Annotated in this window: 15 protein-coding genes; 7 read left to right on the top strand and 8 right to left on the bottom strand. The window is 42.9% G+C overall.

The genetic code is table 11. From position 1 onward, the window contains the following. Window positions 1-2: 2 nt before the first annotated feature. Window positions 3-518 carry a 5-(carboxyamino)imidazole ribonucleotide mutase gene (gene purE / locus CRO21_RS14925; protein WP_097080111.1) on the bottom strand — a complete coding sequence of 172 codons (516 nt, stop codon included), beginning with the start codon at window positions 516-518 and terminating at the stop codon, window positions 3-5. A 786-nt stretch (window positions 519-1304) separates the two neighbouring features. On the opposite strand from purE, the gene CRO21_RS14915 reads away from it, so the two are divergent. Continuing rightward, window positions 1305-1553 carry a DUF2171 domain-containing protein gene (locus CRO21_RS14915; protein WP_087621341.1) on the top strand — a complete coding sequence of 83 codons (249 nt, stop codon included), beginning with the start codon at window positions 1305-1307 and terminating at the stop codon, window positions 1551-1553. 129 nt (window positions 1554-1682) lie between these two features. Here CRO21_RS14915 and gyrB read toward each other — a convergent pair whose 3' ends face one another. From gyrB to dnaA, 4 genes are all read right to left on the bottom strand, one after another. Then, window positions 1683-4148, bottom strand: a complete 2466-nt coding sequence (gyrB, locus tag CRO21_RS14910; protein WP_097080109.1) for a DNA topoisomerase (ATP-hydrolyzing) subunit B — start codon at window positions 4146-4148, stop codon at window positions 1683-1685. Between the two features lie 39 nt (window positions 4149-4187). Then, the gene (recF, locus tag CRO21_RS14905; RefSeq protein WP_097080108.1) at window positions 4188-5261 is read right to left on the bottom strand and encodes a DNA replication/repair protein RecF; all 1074 of its coding nucleotides are present in this window, start codon (window positions 5259-5261) and stop codon (window positions 4188-4190) included. A gap of 2 nt (window positions 5262-5263) precedes the next feature. After that, window positions 5264-6409 (bottom strand): DNA polymerase III subunit beta, encoded by a 1146-nt coding sequence (gene dnaN / locus CRO21_RS14900; protein ID WP_097080107.1) that lies wholly within the window; start codon window positions 6407-6409, stop codon window positions 5264-5266. Window positions 6410-6518: 109 nt separating this feature from the next. After that, window positions 6519-7895, bottom strand: coding sequence for a chromosomal replication initiator protein DnaA (dnaA, locus tag CRO21_RS14895; protein ID WP_097080106.1), 1377 nt, complete (start codon window positions 7893-7895; stop codon window positions 6519-6521). Between the two features lie 749 nt (window positions 7896-8644). On the opposite strand from dnaA, the gene rpmH reads away from it, so the two are divergent. From rpmH to mnmE, 5 genes are all read left to right on the top strand, one after another. Further along, window positions 8645-8779, top strand: coding sequence for a 50S ribosomal protein L34 (gene rpmH / locus CRO21_RS14890; protein WP_000831329.1), 135 nt, complete (start codon window positions 8645-8647; stop codon window positions 8777-8779). Window positions 8780-8815: 36 nt separating this feature from the next. Continuing rightward, complete coding sequence (gene rnpA, locus CRO21_RS14885) at window positions 8816-9214, top strand: ribonuclease P protein component (protein ID WP_097080105.1); 399 nt, start codon at window positions 8816-8818, stop codon at window positions 9212-9214. A 12-nt stretch (window positions 9215-9226) separates the two neighbouring features. After that, window positions 9227-9514: a membrane protein insertion efficiency factor YidD gene (gene yidD / locus CRO21_RS14880; protein WP_097080104.1), complete on the top strand. Its 288-nt coding sequence runs from the start codon at window positions 9227-9229 to the stop codon at window positions 9512-9514. Window positions 9515-9552: 38 nt separating this feature from the next. Beyond that, complete coding sequence (yidC, locus tag CRO21_RS14875) at window positions 9553-11274, top strand: membrane protein insertase YidC (protein WP_097080103.1); 1722 nt, start codon at window positions 9553-9555, stop codon at window positions 11272-11274. 84 nt (window positions 11275-11358) lie between these two features. Continuing rightward, a complete protein-coding gene (gene mnmE, locus CRO21_RS14870; RefSeq protein ID WP_097080102.1) occupies window positions 11359-12717 on the top strand; it encodes a tRNA uridine-5-carboxymethylaminomethyl(34) synthesis GTPase MnmE in 1359 nt (452 codons plus the stop codon). Between the two features lie 129 nt (window positions 12718-12846). On the opposite strand, the gene CRO21_RS14865 is transcribed toward mnmE, so the two are convergent. Both CRO21_RS14865 and CRO21_RS14860 read right to left on the bottom strand, forming a co-directional pair. Next, window positions 12847-14016, bottom strand: coding sequence for an MFS transporter (locus CRO21_RS14865; RefSeq protein ID WP_097080101.1), 1170 nt, complete (start codon window positions 14014-14016; stop codon window positions 12847-12849). After that, window positions 14013-14726 (bottom strand): type 1 glutamine amidotransferase domain-containing protein, encoded by a 714-nt coding sequence (locus tag CRO21_RS14860; protein ID WP_097080100.1) that lies wholly within the window; start codon window positions 14724-14726, stop codon window positions 14013-14015. The genes CRO21_RS14865 and CRO21_RS14860 overlap by 4 nt, the downstream gene beginning before the upstream one ends. A gap of 62 nt (window positions 14727-14788) precedes the next feature. Between CRO21_RS14860 and CRO21_RS14855 the strand changes: the two genes are divergently transcribed. Then, the gene (locus CRO21_RS14855; protein ID WP_213064429.1) at window positions 14789-15793 is read left to right on the top strand and encodes a LysR family transcriptional regulator; all 1005 of its coding nucleotides are present in this window, start codon (window positions 14789-14791) and stop codon (window positions 15791-15793) included. 84 nt (window positions 15794-15877) lie between these two features. On the opposite strand, the gene CRO21_RS14850 is transcribed toward CRO21_RS14855, so the two are convergent. Then, window positions 15878-16348, bottom strand: a 471-nt coding sequence (locus CRO21_RS14850; protein WP_409449484.1) for a Glu/Leu/Phe/Val family dehydrogenase, incomplete at its 5' end; no start/stop codon positions are given.

Genomic DNA, 16348 nt, shown 5'->3' with positions numbered 1-16348 from the left:
CCTTATGCCTGACCCGGAATATTATTGTTTGCTACTTTTGCAGTTTGTGCAGCACGAAAAGCTGCTATATTTTCGGCAATTTCTGGATGATTTAAAGCAATAATCTGTGCTGCCAGAATTGCTGCATTCGTCGCACCGGCAGGACCAATTGCCAAAGTACCGACTGCAATCCCGGCCGGCATTTGTACAATCGACAATAACGAATCCACACCATTTAAAATCGATGATTTCACGGGTACGCCAAGCACTGGTAAATCTGTTTTGGCGGCGCACATACCAGGTAAATGTGCTGCACCACCAGCACCGGCAATAATCACCTGAATACCACGTTGCCGCGCGGTTTCTGCATATTCAAATAAACGGTCGGGTGTACGATGGGCTGACACTACTTCTGCCTCAAAAGGAACTTCAAGTTGTTCGAGCATATTTGCTGTATGTTCCAGTGTTGCCCAATCCGATTGAGACCCCATGATAATTCCCACTAAAGGTTGTGCATCGGCAGTATTGACCGCATTCATTGGCATATTTCCGCTAAGTGACGACAGTAAAAGAAGACCTAAAATTAGGCAATAAAATAATCAAATATTATAGCGTGTTTTATTTTTAAACCAAAGTCACACACCGCCCCACTTATTTTTTAAATTCAAAAAATTCCCCCCTATAACGCCACTTTTAAATTTAAAGCAATGTGGATAATTAAAGCAGCAAGAAATATTTTTCATTTTAAATTTAAAAAACTTAAACTGTGGATAAACTTGTGCAAAACGCAAGTATAATTTTATAGCACTAATTTTTTTAAATTCAAATACAAAGTTATCCACAAAATTTTATCAATTAATTCCATGTTTTGAATTTAAAAATAAGATATCAATGCTTTCCTTCTTCAAAATAAATTTAATCTTTACGCTGTGGATAACTCAATAACATTCGTTATAGAAGGAGGTATTTTTTAGATCCTAGACCAGAATGATATGAACAACTGATGACTTGTAAGAAATCAAGCATGTACGTTATACAAGATCTCACCGTGGTTACATGAACAGTGAAGTGATATGTTTTATTACAAATACAACTGCTTGATTATCTTCATCATAATTTTATGGATTTTAATTAAATTATTGAAATATAATACTTTGTTAAAATAATAATCGCTTTAATAGAATCTACTATCAATCTTACATAACGTGATCTTTCTGGTCTATTTCTTAACGTCAATTCATATTAGCTTAGTGAGTACTGGAACTGAATAAAACATTTAAATTTGGTTCCACCCTTAATCAAAAGACATAAATATGGAGAATACCATGGCGACTTTAGATCCAAATTCAATTCAAGAACATGCAGAAGTACTCGGTTCTGATCATGAACATGTCGGACGTGTCGATCATTTAGAAGGTCAAGATCAAGTCAAACTGATCAAAAATGACGAAGATGCTGACGGTCAGCATCATTATATTCCGACCTCCTGGATTCAGGATATTCAAAATGATAAAGTAATTTTAAATATCTCTGCAAGTGAAGCTCAACAACGTTGGCAGACTCAGGCACAATAAATTTATATAATACTTTTTAAATCAGAAACAAAGCAGGCGATTCTTAACGAATCGCCTGCTTTTTAATAGCCATTAAACTAGTTTTTGTCGTCTAATTTTAAAGTGTATGAACGCCTCTAATGGCGTATTTTAAGCATCAATATCCGCATTTAAGGCATTTGCTTCAATAAAGGCTCGACGTGGCTCCACATCATCACCCATAAGGCATGAGAACATGCGATCTGCTTCGATTGCATCATCAATGGTGACTTGCAACATATTACGATTTTCTGGATCCATCGTGGTTTCCCAGAGTTGCTCGGCGTTCATTTCACCCAGACCTTTATAACGCTGAATCATCATGCCACGGCGGGAATCCTGAATAATCTGTTGCCAAACTTGATGAAAATTCTGCACCAGAATTTTACGTTCGCCTTTTTGTAAATAAGCACCCTGCTCAAGTAAGTTAAACCAGCTTTTTGAACTCTTAAGCAAACGCGCATATTCGGCAGATTGCAGCAATGTCGCATCAAGTAAATAATGATGTGGCAGATTATGTACATACACGGTAATTCGTGGGTAATACATCACCTTATCCTGATCATCAACCTGTAGCGTAAATTGTTCAAGTGACAGCTCTGGACGCAAACTTGGCTGGATTCTGGCAATCACGCTATTTAATTGTTCTGCCCATTGCTGAACGTAAGCCTGATCAAATTTCTGGTCATTCTGAAACGGTTCGATTTCCAGCAACGCATCCAGTAAAGTTGCAGGATAACGCTGAGTTAAACGGCTAATGCTTTTTTGTGAACCCTGATAATCCTTGATTAACTTTTCCAGTGCTGCACCTGTCATGGCAGGTGCTTCTGCACTGATATGTAAAGCCAGCTCATCAATGGCATTAGAAATCAAATAGGTTTCCAGCGCCTCATCATCTTTCATATACTGTTCTTGCTTGCCTTTTTTCAGCTTATATAATGGCGGCTGGGCAATATAGATATATCCACGTTCTACCAATTCAGGCATTTGACGGAAGAAAAACGTTAGCAACAAGGTACGAATGTGTGAACCGTCGACATCAGCATCAGTCATGATAATGATTTTATGGTAGCGTAATTTTTCCGGATTATATTCTTCACGGCCGATCCCGCAACCTAATGCAGTGATTAAGGTACCTACTTCCTGACTGGAAATCATTTTGTCAAAACGGGCACGTTCCACATTCAAAATTTTACCTTTGAGCGGTAAAATAGCCTGCATTTTACGATTCCGTCCCTGCTTGGCAGAACCGCCAGCAGAGTCACCTTCGACCAAATATAATTCAGATAAAGCCGGATCTTTTTCCTGACAATCCGCCAATTTCCCCGGTAAGCCTGCAATATCCAGCGCACTTTTACGACGGGTCATCTCACGCGCTTTACGTGCCGCATCACGGGCACGCGCTGCATCAATGATTTTACCGGCAATGGATTTTGCCGCTTGCGGATTTTCCAGCAGATAAGCCGAAAATTCCTTGTTCATCGCTTGTTCAACCGCAGGTTTTACTTCACTGGAAACCAGTTTTTCTTTAGTTTGTGAGGAGAATTTTGGATCAGGTACTTTAACTGAAATAATTGCGGTTAAACCTTCACGGGCATCGTCCCCAGTTACAGCAACTTTTTCTTTTTTCAGAATATTTTCATTATCCAGATAGTTATTTAAACCGCGGGTCAAGGCAGCTCGGAAACCAGCCAGATGCGTTCCACCATCTTTTTGAGGAATATTATTGGTAAAACACAATACATTTTCTTGATAAGATTCATTCCATTGCAAGGCAACTTCGACACCAATACCATTGTCGGCATCTACGGTAAAATGGAAAATTTCATTCAGGTGAGTTTTACCTTGGTTAATATATTTAACAAACTCGGATAAACCGCCAGCATAATCAAATACTTGCTCGGAATTAACACGCTCATCACGCAATACGATGCGCACACCGGCATTTAAGAAAGATAACTCGCGTAAACGACGCGCCAGAATATCGACATTAAAAATGGTTTGTCCAAATGTTTCACCGCTTGGTAAGAAACGTACAGTGGTCCCTGTTTCGGTGGTTTCACCAATTTCTCTTAAAGGATATTGTGGATCACCATGGCGATATTCCTGTTCAAATATCTTGCCTGCACGACGAATATTTAAAAATAACTGGCTGGATAAAGCATTTACAACTGAAACACCAACACCATGCAAACCACCAGAAACCTTATAGCTATTGTCGTCAAACTTACCACCGGCATGTAGAATGGTTAAGATCACTTCTGCCGCAGAAACCCCTTCTTCCGGATGAATATCGGTTGGAATACCACGGCCATTATCCGATACACTGACGGATTCATCATCATGAATAATGACGGTAATTTCGTCACAGTGTCCAGCCAAAGCCTCGTCGATAGCATTATCTACGACTTCAAACACCATATGATGCAGACCCGTACCGTCGTCAGTATCACCGATGTACATGCCCGGCCGTTTACGTACTGCATCTAAACCACGCAATACTTTGATACTAGAGGAATCATAAGCTTTTTCAGTCGCTTGTTCGTTGTTAGAGGCAGATTGTTGTTCTGAACTCATGATTACTCCTAAAATTTGGAAAAGAATTTCAAAATAAACTTAAATTGGACTGACTTGTCCAGATTCCACACAAAACAATTGATAGCGCATATGTTGTTGATCCAAGCATATTTGCACTGCATGTTGATCTAAAGTGGTAAGGAAAACCTGACTACCCAACTGATGCAAACGGCTAATTAATCGTTGTTGTGCCTGCGAATCTAGTTCTGCTGTTAGATCATCCAATAATACCACAGTTTCCTTGTTTGACCTATTCAACATGCTAATTTGGGCCAGTTTTAATGCAATGATTAATAACTTTTTTTGCCCCCGTGATAATACATCATCTGCATAGCCAATTGCTGTTTTTAATCGTAAATCGGCCCGGTGTGCACCATGATGCGTCAGACGTCGATCAATGTCTTTTTGTAATTCCTGATCGAGCTGTTGTGCCAATCCGAGTTCCGTAGAAAACCCTGCATAATATTCCAGATCAATCTGTACATCAGGTAATAAATAGTTTAATTCCTGCTGTACATCTACTTGCCAACGATCCACGATAATGTCACGCAGCATATGAATGCGCTCACCTTCTTGTGCCAATACCTGATCCCAGATTTTGACCTGTTCTCGCGGTACGGGATAGCTTTTGAGTAATGAATTACGCTGTTTTAAGGCACGGGAATAATTTTGCCAAATCGGATAAAAATCCGGTTCCACGTGGAACATTAACCAGTCCAGCATTTGTCGTCTGGGTTTTGCGCCTTGATCGATAATATCGGTACTTTGCGGTTCTATCACCTGTACCGGTAAAATTTTGGCCAGTTGACCTTGTGTTGCCACAGTATCGCCATTGACCCGCATAATCTGTTCGCCACTATTCATTTTTTGCAAACCGATGCGATACTCGCTGGACTGGGCAAACACCACCGTGTCGTTTTGATGATATTGAATATAATGTTTTGGGGTATACGTGCGAAATGAGCGTCCTGTAGCCAATAGATGAATGGCTTCGAGAATCGAGGTTTTGCCTGAACCATTGGCACCATAAAAGACATTAAACGGCTGCAACTGATCCAGTGCAACCGCTTGTAAGTTTCTTAATCGCTCGATACGCAGCTTATGCAATAGCATATTTAGACACGCATTGGCATCACAACATAAGTTTGTGTTGGCTGACTTGGATCCTGCATTAAAACAGATTGATTGGCTTCAGACATTTGCATTTGTACATCATCGCCATCCAGTGCATTCAATACATCAAGAATATATTGGGCATTGAATGACATCTCTAAGTTTTCGCCTTGATATTGCATGACGAAATCTTCAACTGCTTCGTCTTGTTCCGGGTTATTGGCACGTAGTTGTAAGCTGTCGTGATTAAAATTCAGGAAAACGCCCCGTAATTTTTCATTACTTAAAATTGCCACACGTTGTAAGGATTGTTTAAATGCATCATGTGCCAATGTAGCAATTTTATCGCCTCCACGAGGGACCACACGACGATAATCAGGGAATTTACCATCAATCAGTTTGGTGGTAAATCGAACCACAATTGCAGATTCTTTTTCTCGTGCCGGTAATTCGATACTTACATTCAATAACTCACGACCAATGAGTAAAGTTAAAGGTAAATCTTCCACCGTTAACAGGCGCTGTAACTCACCTACTGCTTTACGTGGCACAATGGCTTGAATGGCATTTTGTGCAGTAGATTGCGCTTCTGTTTCACAAAGTGCCAAACGATGCCCATCTGTGGTCACTGCACGCAGTTTATTTTGTTCAATTTCCAGCAATGTGCCAGTTAAATAAAAACGTACATCCTGTACCGCCATGGCAAATGCAGTTTTTTCAAATAAACGCTTTAATTCACGTTGTGAAACATGAACTTGCATTCCCTGAATTTGTTCTGTACTTAACAGTGGATAATCTTCGGCTGCCAGTGTACCCAGCACAAAACGGCTTTGTCCGGACATAATGATACAGCGCTGATCTTCTGTCACCTGCAAATCAATCAATGCAGCATTCGGCAAAGATTTGCAGATATCCATCAGTTTACGCGCAGGTACTGTACTTTCGCCTGCCTGTAAACATGCGCCGGCTTCCAAGGTCGCACTTGCCACTAGTTCAACCTCTAAATCCGAACCAGTAATGGTCAGTTGGGTTTCAGACACCTGTACTTTGACATTGGAGAGAATATTTAAAGTATGACGACGTTCAACCGCACCCATCACATGAGCAAGCACATTTAATAAGGTTTCTTTGGCTATTTTTAATCGCACGTCTCAATCCTCAAGGCAAATACAAAACTAGGGCTATTCTAACCGAGTTTTAGTGAGAACATAAGAATAATTGCGATCTTAAAAATCACAAGTGTTGATTGTTATACCGCTAACTTTGCAACAAACGCATTAAGTTTTTATAATCTTCATTAAATGTTGGATCTTCATCGCGCAGGCTTTGTACTTTTTCACAAGCATGCATCACGGTACTATGATCGCGCCCACCAAATGCCATACCAATTTCCGGAAAACTATCCCCGGTCAGCTCACGTGCCAGGCCCATCGCCAATTGACGGGGACGAGCATAAATCCGGGTACGTTTAGGTCCGGTTAATTCTTTTAAGGGAATACGAAAATATTCACTCACCACTCGCTGGATATTTTCCACACTAATGGTTCTGGCGCGAATCGCCAACACATCTTTTAAAGATTCTCGCACCACATCAAGATCAATCGGCGTTCCTTTAAAACGGGCGATCGCCACAACTTTGTTTAGTGCACCCTCAAGCTCACGCACATTGGCAACCACCTGTTGGGCAATAAACAAAGCACAATTGCGTGGCAAATCAACATGATTGCTTTCAGCTTTTTTTAATAAAATTTCGATGCGAGTTTCAATATCTGGCGGTTCAATACCCACCGATAACCCCCAAGAAAAGCGCGAAACCAAACGATCATCCAGCAATCCTTTCATTTCTTTTGGATAACGATCGGAGGTTAAAATAATTTGTTTCGACTCATCCAGCAAAGCATTAAACGTATAAAAAAACTCAACTAAACTGGCTTCTTTACCGGCCAGTAAATGAATATCATCGACCAGCATTAAATCCAGAGAACGACAATTTTTCTTAAACTCTTCAACTTTACCGCGCTGCAGGGAACTGACAAAATCCTGTACAAAACTTTCTGCGGTCATGTACATGACACGGGCATTAGGGCGTACCTGTAATAATGCATTACCCACAGCTTGCATCAAGTGAGTTTTACCCAAACCAGTGGGACCATATAAAAATAAAGGATTATGCTGCGGTGCACCCAATTGGGTTAATACTTTACGACAAGTCTCAGCCGCCATCTGGTTAGAACGACCTTCCACAAACAAAGAAAAGGTAAATAAAGGATTCAGTTGTCGTTTTTTTGCATTTTTTGCAGGGGCTTCCTGCTGTGAAGTCACTTTAGTGGCAGGCACATTAGAGGATAAAGCAGCTGTTGTTGTGGCGGGTGTTGACTGCACATTTACAATTGCACCTGGGCGGGAATCAACCAGCACTTCCACATGTCGAATTTGTCCTTGGGAAATTTGCTCCACCAAAATAGAAATTAATTCCAAATGGTTTTTTTGAATATAATTTGTCCAATAGGGGTTCGGTGCAAACAATTTTAATGTTTCACCAGACTGTTCTGCATGCAGAGGACGTATCCACATCGCAAAGACGTTATCAGACAACTCTTGTCGTAAACGTACTAAGCATTCTGCCCAAAGCATAGTTTGTCCCCTATCTCTTTTAAATTCAAAAATCGTCTTGCACCATACAAGAGGGTCGCCATTCTAACGAAGTTATCAACAGCTGTCATAAGTTATACGCAACGGATGTGCAAAATATCCACAGACAACACTAAATTTAAATTCAAAACAGCATGTGGATAACTTTAATCACAACTTGTGGATAAAATATAGCACAAACTTATCCACAATTTAATCTTTTAAAGCAAACAAACTTATCCACACGCTATTCTTATAATAAATTTAAAGAAAATAGCCCTTTCCACAGTTATTTCGGGTGCTAATAATAATAAGTTTAAATTTTAAATTTATAAATTTAATTATAAGAAGCCCGTAAACTGGGGAAAACTTGATAAAGTTTAAATTTGAATTCAAAAATATCATGCTTGATGTGACCGCTATTGACTGTGTTCATATCTTTTAATGCTATCTGTAGCAATAAAACAGCATAGATAGCTTGTATTACATAGACTTTATAATTGATCTTGAAAGAATTTGTTTGAATTTAGAAGTGTTGATAACTTTATATCAGTTAACTCAAGTTTGAATTCAAAATTAAATACAACACAAGCAAGTTTTAAATTTAAAATAACGTTTTTGAATTTAAATTCAAACATTCTTGCTTTTTTTGAACGAAACTTAGCAAGTTTATTGGGTTTTGCATTGACACATCCGGTACAGACGACTAAAATTGCGCACCTTTATAGAGATGATTGATTTGGAGTTTCACCATGAAACGTACATTCCAACCGAGTGAATTAAAACGCAAACGCGTTCACGGTTTCCGCGCTCGTATGGCGACTAAAGCTGGTCGTCAAGTGCTTGCACGTCGTCGTGCAAAAGGTCGTCACAGCTTAACAGTATAATTTATTATACTGTTAAGACTGCGTTGACAAGGTTGTATGGCACTTTATTCTTTTGGTAAAGACGTGCGTTTACGTTGCGCTAAAGATTATGCAGGTGTATTTAATCACACTTTATTTAAAGTGCACCAACCTAGCTTTTTGATTTTAGCCAGTTTATCACCTGATACAGATTCGCGTCGTATTGGTTTGGTGGTGGCTAAGAAAAAAGTGCGACGTGCGCATGAGCGCAATCGTGTGAAACGTATTAGTCGTGAAAGTTTTCGCTTAAACCAGCATCAATTGTTGGGTTTAGATATTGTTGTGATGCCAAAAGTTGGGATTGAGCAAATATCTAATGCAGAATTGCAGCAACAATTAAATATGGCGTGGAATAAATTAAAGCGTCTACTCGCCAAAAATAAACTCCAACAAAATAAAGCTTTATCTACCTTATAGTAGAGTGAACCAATGCAAAAAATATTACATTGGTGTATCCGCTTTTATCAAATTGTGATTAGTCCGCTACTTGGACCACGTTGTCGTTATATTCCAACCTGTTCTCAATATGCTATTGAAGCGTTACATATTCATGGTACGGTAAAGGGAGTTTATTTGAGTACAAGACGGGTGTGTCGTTGTCATCCTTGGGGTGGTTATGGCTATGATCCGGTGCCGCCAAAACCTTTACGATGTATTTCGTTTCAACTTTATGATTCTCAAATTTCTTACGTTTATGTACCCTTGCGTGAACGTTAATACAATTCAACCTCTATTTAAAATTTAGGGTAAACACTATGCAACAATGGGCCAGGTTTGCGATTCTCGGTGCCATGTTTGTGACTGCATATTTGCTGATTTTGGCCTGGCAACAGGATTATGGCCATAAAGCAAATGTTGAAACACCGCCTGCGGTGGTAGCACAAGCTGGTAATAACTCGGCGGATCTTCCAACGCAACAAACAAATACTGCTGCAACAGATATTCCACAGTCGAATGTGACACCCGCTGCGGCAGCAAGCACAGCGCCATCTGTGACACATCAACTTGTTTCTGTAAAAACAGACAAATATAATGTATGGATTGATCCCAAAGGTGGCGATATTGTTCGTCTGGAATTACTGACGCATGACAAGAGTAAAGACAGTGATCAACCCTTTGTCATGCTGCAAAATGACAAACATGTCTATATTGCACAATCTGGTCTAATTGGTACCAATGGACCCGACCAAAGCGCGCAAGGCAGACCACTTTATGAAGTCGCAAAAACTTCCTATGGTTTGACTGATGCAAAAACTGTAAAGGACAAAGACGACAAAGCACAGCAAGTGCTTGAAGTCCCACTGGTCTATAAAACTGCCGATGGCGTGGAAATCATTAAAACCTTTAGCTTTACCCAAGGTGATTTTCCAATTGCGGTTAACTATCGCATTGTGAACCGCAGTAATGCCAACTGGCAAGGTCAAATGTTCGCTCAGTTAAAACGTGACAGCGCAGAAGATCCGGGTAAATCGGATCAGGGGATTTTTACCCTTGGAACCTATTTGGGCGGCGCTTGGGGTACGCAGGATGAGCATTATAACAAGCTGAAATTTACCAACTTTAATGAAGAAAAGTTAAACCAGCAAAGCAAAGGTGGCTGGGTTGCGATTGTCCAGCATTACTTTGTATCTGCATGGGTACCCGATGCCAATTATACTGCGCATTTAGAATCCCGTAATACGGGTGATTATCATATTATTGGATTCCGTTCACCCTTGGTCAATGTGCCTGCTGGCAAACAATACGATATCGGTGCAACTTTATATTCTGGCCCTAAAATTCAATCAGAATTGAAAGATCTGGCAGCTGGTTTAAATCAAACGGTTGATTATGGCTGGTTATGGCCGATTGCACAGCCATTGTTCTGGGGACTTGAGTTCTTTCATAAAATCGTAGGAAACTGGGGCTGGTCAATCATTCTATTGACGATTCTGGTGAAATTGATTTTATGGCCATTATCTGCAAAAAGTTATCGTTCGATGGCAAAAATGCGGGTTATTGCACCCGAAATGCAGCGCATGAAAGAAGAATTTGGCGAAGACCGTATGCGGTTTTCTCAAGAAATGATGGCGTTATATAAACGTGAACAGGTTAATCCTTTGTCCGGTTGTCTGCCATTATTATTGCAAATGCCGATTTTCCTGGCCTTGTACTGGGTGCTGATGGAAAGTGTGGAATTGCGTCATGCGCCATGGATTCTGTGGATTCAAGATTTATCGGCAATGGATCCATGGTTCATTCTGCCGTTATTAATGGGGATCACCATGTTCGTTCAGCAAATGCTGAATCCGCAACCTGCCGATCCAATGCAAGCCAAGGTATTTCGTTTAATGCCGATCATTTTCACAGTCTTTATGCTGTTCTTCCCTGCTGGTCTGGTTTTATACTGGATTGTCAACAACAGTATTACCATTTTACAACAATGGTTTATCAATAAGAATGCGGAAAAAGAACGTGCAGCGAAAGTTGCAAATTAAGCTAAACTAGCTGAATAAATCCGCTTAAGATGATAATCTTAGGCGGATTTTTTATTGCCTCGATTTTGATACAGGACCATGCCCATGCTCGCCACCAATTCTACTATTGCTGCGATTGCAACTCCGCCAGGCCGTGGTGGTGTCGGTGTGATTCGCCTTTCAGGGCCTAAAGCATTTGTGATTGCCGAAGCTTTAACGGGTAAGACTTTAGCCCCCGCCAGAATGGCCGGCTTTCGTCAGTTTCTTGATGAGACGGATGAAGTGATGGATGAGGGCTTGGTATTGTGTTTCCCGAATCCACATTCATTTACCGGAGAAGATGTGGTGGAACTCCAGGGGCATGGTGGACCTGTCATTCAAAATGCCCTGCTCGCTCGGGTTCTACAACTGGGTGCAACAGCTGCCAAAGCCGGCGAATTTTCCATGCGTGCCTTTGAAAATGGCAAGATGGATCTAGTCCAGGCCGAAGCCATTGCCGATTTGATTGATGCCACTTCACAAGCCGCAGCACGGTCTGCGGTACGCTCTTTACAGGGTGCATTTTCCGAGCGTGTCAATGCAGTACTGGAAAAACTGATTCATCTACGTTTGCATGTCGAAGCTGCCATTGATTTCCCCGAAGAAGAAATTGATTTCTTGGCCGATGGCAAAATTCTGGCCTTGCTGGAAGATGTGCAAATGGCGGTCAAAAATGTACAGCAATCAGCACGTCAGGGACAGCTATTACGTGAAGGCTTGCAGGTAGTGATTGCCGGTAAACCGAATGCCGGAAAATCCAGTTTACTCAATGCGCTTGCCGGGGTAGATCGTGCCATTGTAACGGATATTGCAGGTACCACCCGTGATGTATTACATGAAAAAATCAGTCTAAAAGGTTTACCGATCACATTAACCGATACCGCTGGTTTAAGGGATACTGGGGATGTGGTAGAACAAGAAGGTATCCGCCGTGCTTATAAAGCGATTGAACAGGCAGATTTACTGCTATTTGTTTATGATCTGAGTCAGGAACAACAGCCATTGCAGTTGGCAGAACAGTTTTTTGCCGAATATATGGACCCAAAACGGCTGATTTTAATTGCCAATAAATGTGATTTGACCGCAACCGCAGCGCATATTGATCAGTTGCAGGATTATCAGCGCGTCGTATTATCTGCAAAACAAAATCAGGGCATTGAACAACTGGTGGATGTGGTGACGCAATATGCAGGCTTCCAGCCAGAAGAAGACACCTTTATTGCCCGTACCCGACATTTGGATGCCATGCAGCGCACTCAAAACTATCTCTCAGAGGCCCGTATTCAGTTGGTAGACTATCATGCCGGTGAACTGGTGGCTGAGTCACTGCGTCTGGCACAAAATGCACTGAGTGAGATTACAGGTGATTTTAGTGCAGATGATTTACTCGGTAAGATTTTCGGATCGTTTTGTATTGGTAAGTGATACCAAGCCTAAATATGTTTCATCATTTAGCAATTTGTGCTCAGACTTAAAATTTATGCCGATTTTTGTTTTATCGACATCAACCTATTGATTCATATTTCTATTAGTAAGACGGCTAAATATCGGAATTTATCTAAACCGATATTTCTGCCATAACATCCAGAATATACCCAAAGTAACAATAGCCGCTCCGACCCATGCAGTGCTCATAAGGCCGGCACTTTCCAGAGCAATGCCTCCCAAAATTGACCCTAAGGCGATGCCACCGTTAAATCCGGCAATGTTTAGCCCTGCGGCAACCGCAGATGCCTGCGGTGCATCGTCATGAGATAGGCCTATCACACGTGCCTGAAGCGCTGGGACAGCCGCATAGGTCAGAGCACCTAACAATCCGACCAGCAATACCATCAGCACAAGTGATGAGGCTGACACCCATATAGCAAGCAGAACTACGGCCAGCCCAACCAACGCCACCATCACGGCATAATCAGCCCCCTTGCGGTCCGTCAGGCGTCCACCCCAAATGTTGCCGATGGCTGCCATGATGCCATAACAGAGCATGAGCAGGCTGCTGGTGCTTTCGCCAACCTGTGTCACTTGCAAGAGAATAGGTGAGATGTAGGTGTAGAGTGCGAATGAACCGGCATAAGCCAAAACCGTGATACCTGCGCCTGCCAGTAGGCGCGGATTGAACATAGTCTTGAGCCCGTCCATTGCATTGGCCTGAGCAGAGGCGTCATTGTGATCGGTCGGCATCAGGAAGAGCAATCCCATAAAACCGATGGCGCCGCTGGCAGCTACCGCCATAAAGATCACCTGCCAATTCAGAAGACTGCCGAGGTATGTTCCCAAGGGTACGCCCAGAGCCAGAGCAAGTGTCAATCCACCGAACACAACGGCGACGGCGGCACCGGCACGATTGCGACCGACAAGTTGTGTGGCAACGCTCGAAGCTACGGCAAGGAAAACGCCATGGCCGAGTCCGGAAGTGAAACGAGCAATGAGCATCGGCGTCAATGCCTCCGATAAGCTCACTATCGCATTGCCAAGTGTGAACAAGCCCATGGCCACCAAAAGCAGCCGCTTACGCGGCCAACGCGTTGCAAGCGCCGTCAGCCCTGGCGCGCCGATCACCGCGCCCAGCGCATAGGCCGTCACCGCCGTCCCCACTTGGCTAATGCTGGTATGAAGATCCGCCGAAATGTTGGACACCAGACCGATAGTCACGAACTCGGTAAAACCCAGCGCAAAAGCGCAGAGTGCGAAGACGTAGATGACGAAAGGCATACGCTCATTCATGGCTTAGGCCCGCCTATGAGCGTGCTGGATACCAACAGAGACAGTATTGCTTCGGCTACGCCTTTGGCCGACGCAGGGTTCTGCCCAGTTACAAGCCGATCACTTACGACGACCTGGGCTTCGAAGTTTGCTGCCGGCAGATGCTTCGCTCCACGTTCTTCGAGAACATCAGCCAGCAGAAACGGCACGATGTCGTACAATCCGACCGCGCGCTCCTCATCATGGGTGAAGGCCGAGACTTTTTTGCCTGTGACCAGATAGCGACCATCGGAGAGCTTGATGTTCATCAATCCAGCCGCGCCATGGCAAACTGCGGATACTACGCCACCCCGCTCATAGATGCGGGCCGCGATTGATGCCAACTCTGCATTGTCAGGAAAATCCCACATCGTTGCGTGACCACCGGCATAGAAGATCGCATCGTAGACATCGGGATCGATCTGCGACGGTGCCAACGTGTTTTCAGTGGCCGCGCGAAGCGTGGGGTCGTTCCAGAATTCAGCATTCACCGGATCGTTCAGGTTCAACCCATCGACATGGGTCTTACCACCCTTTGGACTGACAAAATCGATGCTGAATCCTGCCTCGGTGAGAACTTTGTGCGGGTGAGTCACCTCAGACAAATAGAAGCCGCTGGGCACGCCCTCGGGAGCGTTTGCAACGCTTTTCCTATCATGACTGGTCAATACAAAGAGTATGCGCTGTGACATCTCATGGCTCCTTAGAAGTTTGATGAAAGTTGCTCTGGTACTCGGCAACAAGGTCGAGTTGTATGCGCCGGATGAACATGGTCAACAGTCATTCTGGACGATTTACTTTATGCTTCAAAGTGCCTAAAATCGACAAACACTTACTCCAAAATGGCCCAAATAAATTGCGTAATGATGATCTCGCCGTTTTCCTGCACGTGGTTGACCGCCAAAGCTTTTCGGCAGCGGCTAGAGACCTCCAAATTGCGCCCAAAGTCGTCAGCAAGCAAATCGCTAGGTTGGAAGGTGCTCTCGGAACCACCTTGTTTGAACGGAACACCCGTAACCTGCGCATCACGGACGAGGGGCGCGCTATTGCCGAAAGAGCGCGTGTCGCCCTGTCAGTTTTGGAAGAAGTTAAAGAATTGGCAAGAGGTGGCAGTCAGGAACTGACCGGCAATATACGTTTGACCGCTCCAGCCCCGTTCGGACGCAAATTTGTAGCGCCGGCAATCACCGATTTTTGCCGCTTATACCCAAAAGTTGGATTTGATTTACGTCTTTCGGATCATATACAGGATTTATATCGTGATGATTTGGATCTAGCTATTCGTATAGGAGAGTTAGCAGATTCAAGATTGCTTGCCAGAAGGATAACGGATAATCGACGTATTATTGTTGCCTCACCAAATTACATTAAGGCCTATGGATGCCCTACCCATATCGAGCAATTGAGTCAACATAATTGTCTGGTGTTTGCATATCCTGGGCTATTACAGAATAATTGGACGTTTCGTAATGATAAGTATGAACAGACGGTTATGGTAAGTGGTCCACTATGTAGCGACAATGGTGAGGTTTTACATGAGTGGTGCCTGGCCGGACTAGGAATCTCTATGCGAGAAACCTGGGATATTCATGAAGAACTGCGCAGCGGCCAACTAGTACGCATACTACCTGACTGGGAGGGAAGTGCCTCGAAAATCAGTCTTGTACGAGCACGAAGAGAACCAGTTCCACGCCGACTGACTGTATTCAGTGATTTTTTACTTGAAAGATGGCAGCAGGCACCATGGAATAGCATATGATTTCAGAATCATGCAGTGATTATTTTTGAGTAAATCATCACTGCATATATAAATCGTAAATAGGATATTTTATCAATTTAGATATTATCCCGGAAATACACCACGTTCTTTACGTGCGGTCAAAATACGGCGACATGCAAGAATATAGGCAGCGGTACGCAGTGAACAAAGATGTTGATTGGCCATGTTCCAGACATCATCCACCACCTGAACCATGAGTTTATCCAGACGTTGATTGATTTCTTCTTCACTCCAGAAGAAACTTGCCATATCCTGCACCCATTCAAAATAACTGACTGTTACACCACCCGAATTGCATACCACATCCGGTACAACAATAATATTTCTTTGCGTCAGGATATCATCGGCCTCGATATAGGTTGGACCGTTGGCACCTTCAAGGATTAATTTTGCCTTGATGTTTTGTGCTCTTTCAACAGTGATCTGCCCTTCCAGTGCTGCAGGAATAAAAATATCCATGTCCGTGGTCCAAAAATCATCATTACTGATGACTTGTGCACCTTCAAATCCTGCTACACCCGCAGCATGTTGTAG

Source organism: Acinetobacter puyangensis (assembly GCF_900096995.1).
Taxonomy (GTDB): Bacteria; Pseudomonadota; Gammaproteobacteria; order Pseudomonadales; family Moraxellaceae; genus Acinetobacter; species Acinetobacter puyangensis.
The sequence above is the reverse complement of the archived record's forward strand: the minus strand, read 5'-3'. Positions and strand labels throughout refer to the sequence as shown.

Excerpts from the sequence above, each read along its gene's own strand:
- recF (WP_097080108.1), bottom strand. The coding sequence starts at position 5,261 with ATGCTATTGCATAAGCTGCGTATCGAGCGATTAAGAAACTTACAAGCG.
- rpmH (WP_000831329.1), top strand. The coding sequence starts at position 8,645 with ATGAAACGTACATTCCAACCGAGTGAATTAAAACGCAAACGCGTTCAC.
- CRO21_RS14855 (WP_213064429.1), top strand. The coding sequence starts at position 14,789 with ATGCGCCGGATGAACATGGTCAACAGTCATTCTGGACGATTTACTTTA.
- purE (WP_097080111.1), bottom strand. The coding sequence starts at position 518 with ATGAATGCGGTCAATACTGCCGATGCACAACCTTTAGTGGGAATTATC.
- dnaA (WP_097080106.1), bottom strand. The coding sequence starts at position 7,895 with ATGCTTTGGGCAGAATGCTTAGTACGTTTACGACAAGAGTTGTCTGAT.
- rnpA (WP_097080105.1), top strand. The coding sequence starts at position 8,816 with ATGGCACTTTATTCTTTTGGTAAAGACGTGCGTTTACGTTGCGCTAAA.
- CRO21_RS14865 (WP_097080101.1), bottom strand. The coding sequence starts at position 14,016 with ATGAATGAGCGTATGCCTTTCGTCATCTACGTCTTCGCACTCTGCGCT.
- CRO21_RS14915 (WP_087621341.1), top strand. The coding sequence starts at position 1,305 with ATGGCGACTTTAGATCCAAATTCAATTCAAGAACATGCAGAAGTACTC.
- mnmE (WP_097080102.1), top strand. The coding sequence starts at position 11,359 with ATGCTCGCCACCAATTCTACTATTGCTGCGATTGCAACTCCGCCAGGC.
- gyrB (WP_097080109.1), bottom strand. The coding sequence starts at position 4,148 with ATGAGTTCAGAACAACAATCTGCCTCTAACAACGAACAAGCGACTGAA.
- CRO21_RS14860 (WP_097080100.1), bottom strand. The coding sequence starts at position 14,726 with ATGTCACAGCGCATACTCTTTGTATTGACCAGTCATGATAGGAAAAGC.
- yidC (WP_097080103.1), top strand. The coding sequence starts at position 9,553 with ATGCAACAATGGGCCAGGTTTGCGATTCTCGGTGCCATGTTTGTGACT.
- yidD (WP_097080104.1), top strand. The coding sequence starts at position 9,227 with ATGCAAAAAATATTACATTGGTGTATCCGCTTTTATCAAATTGTGATT.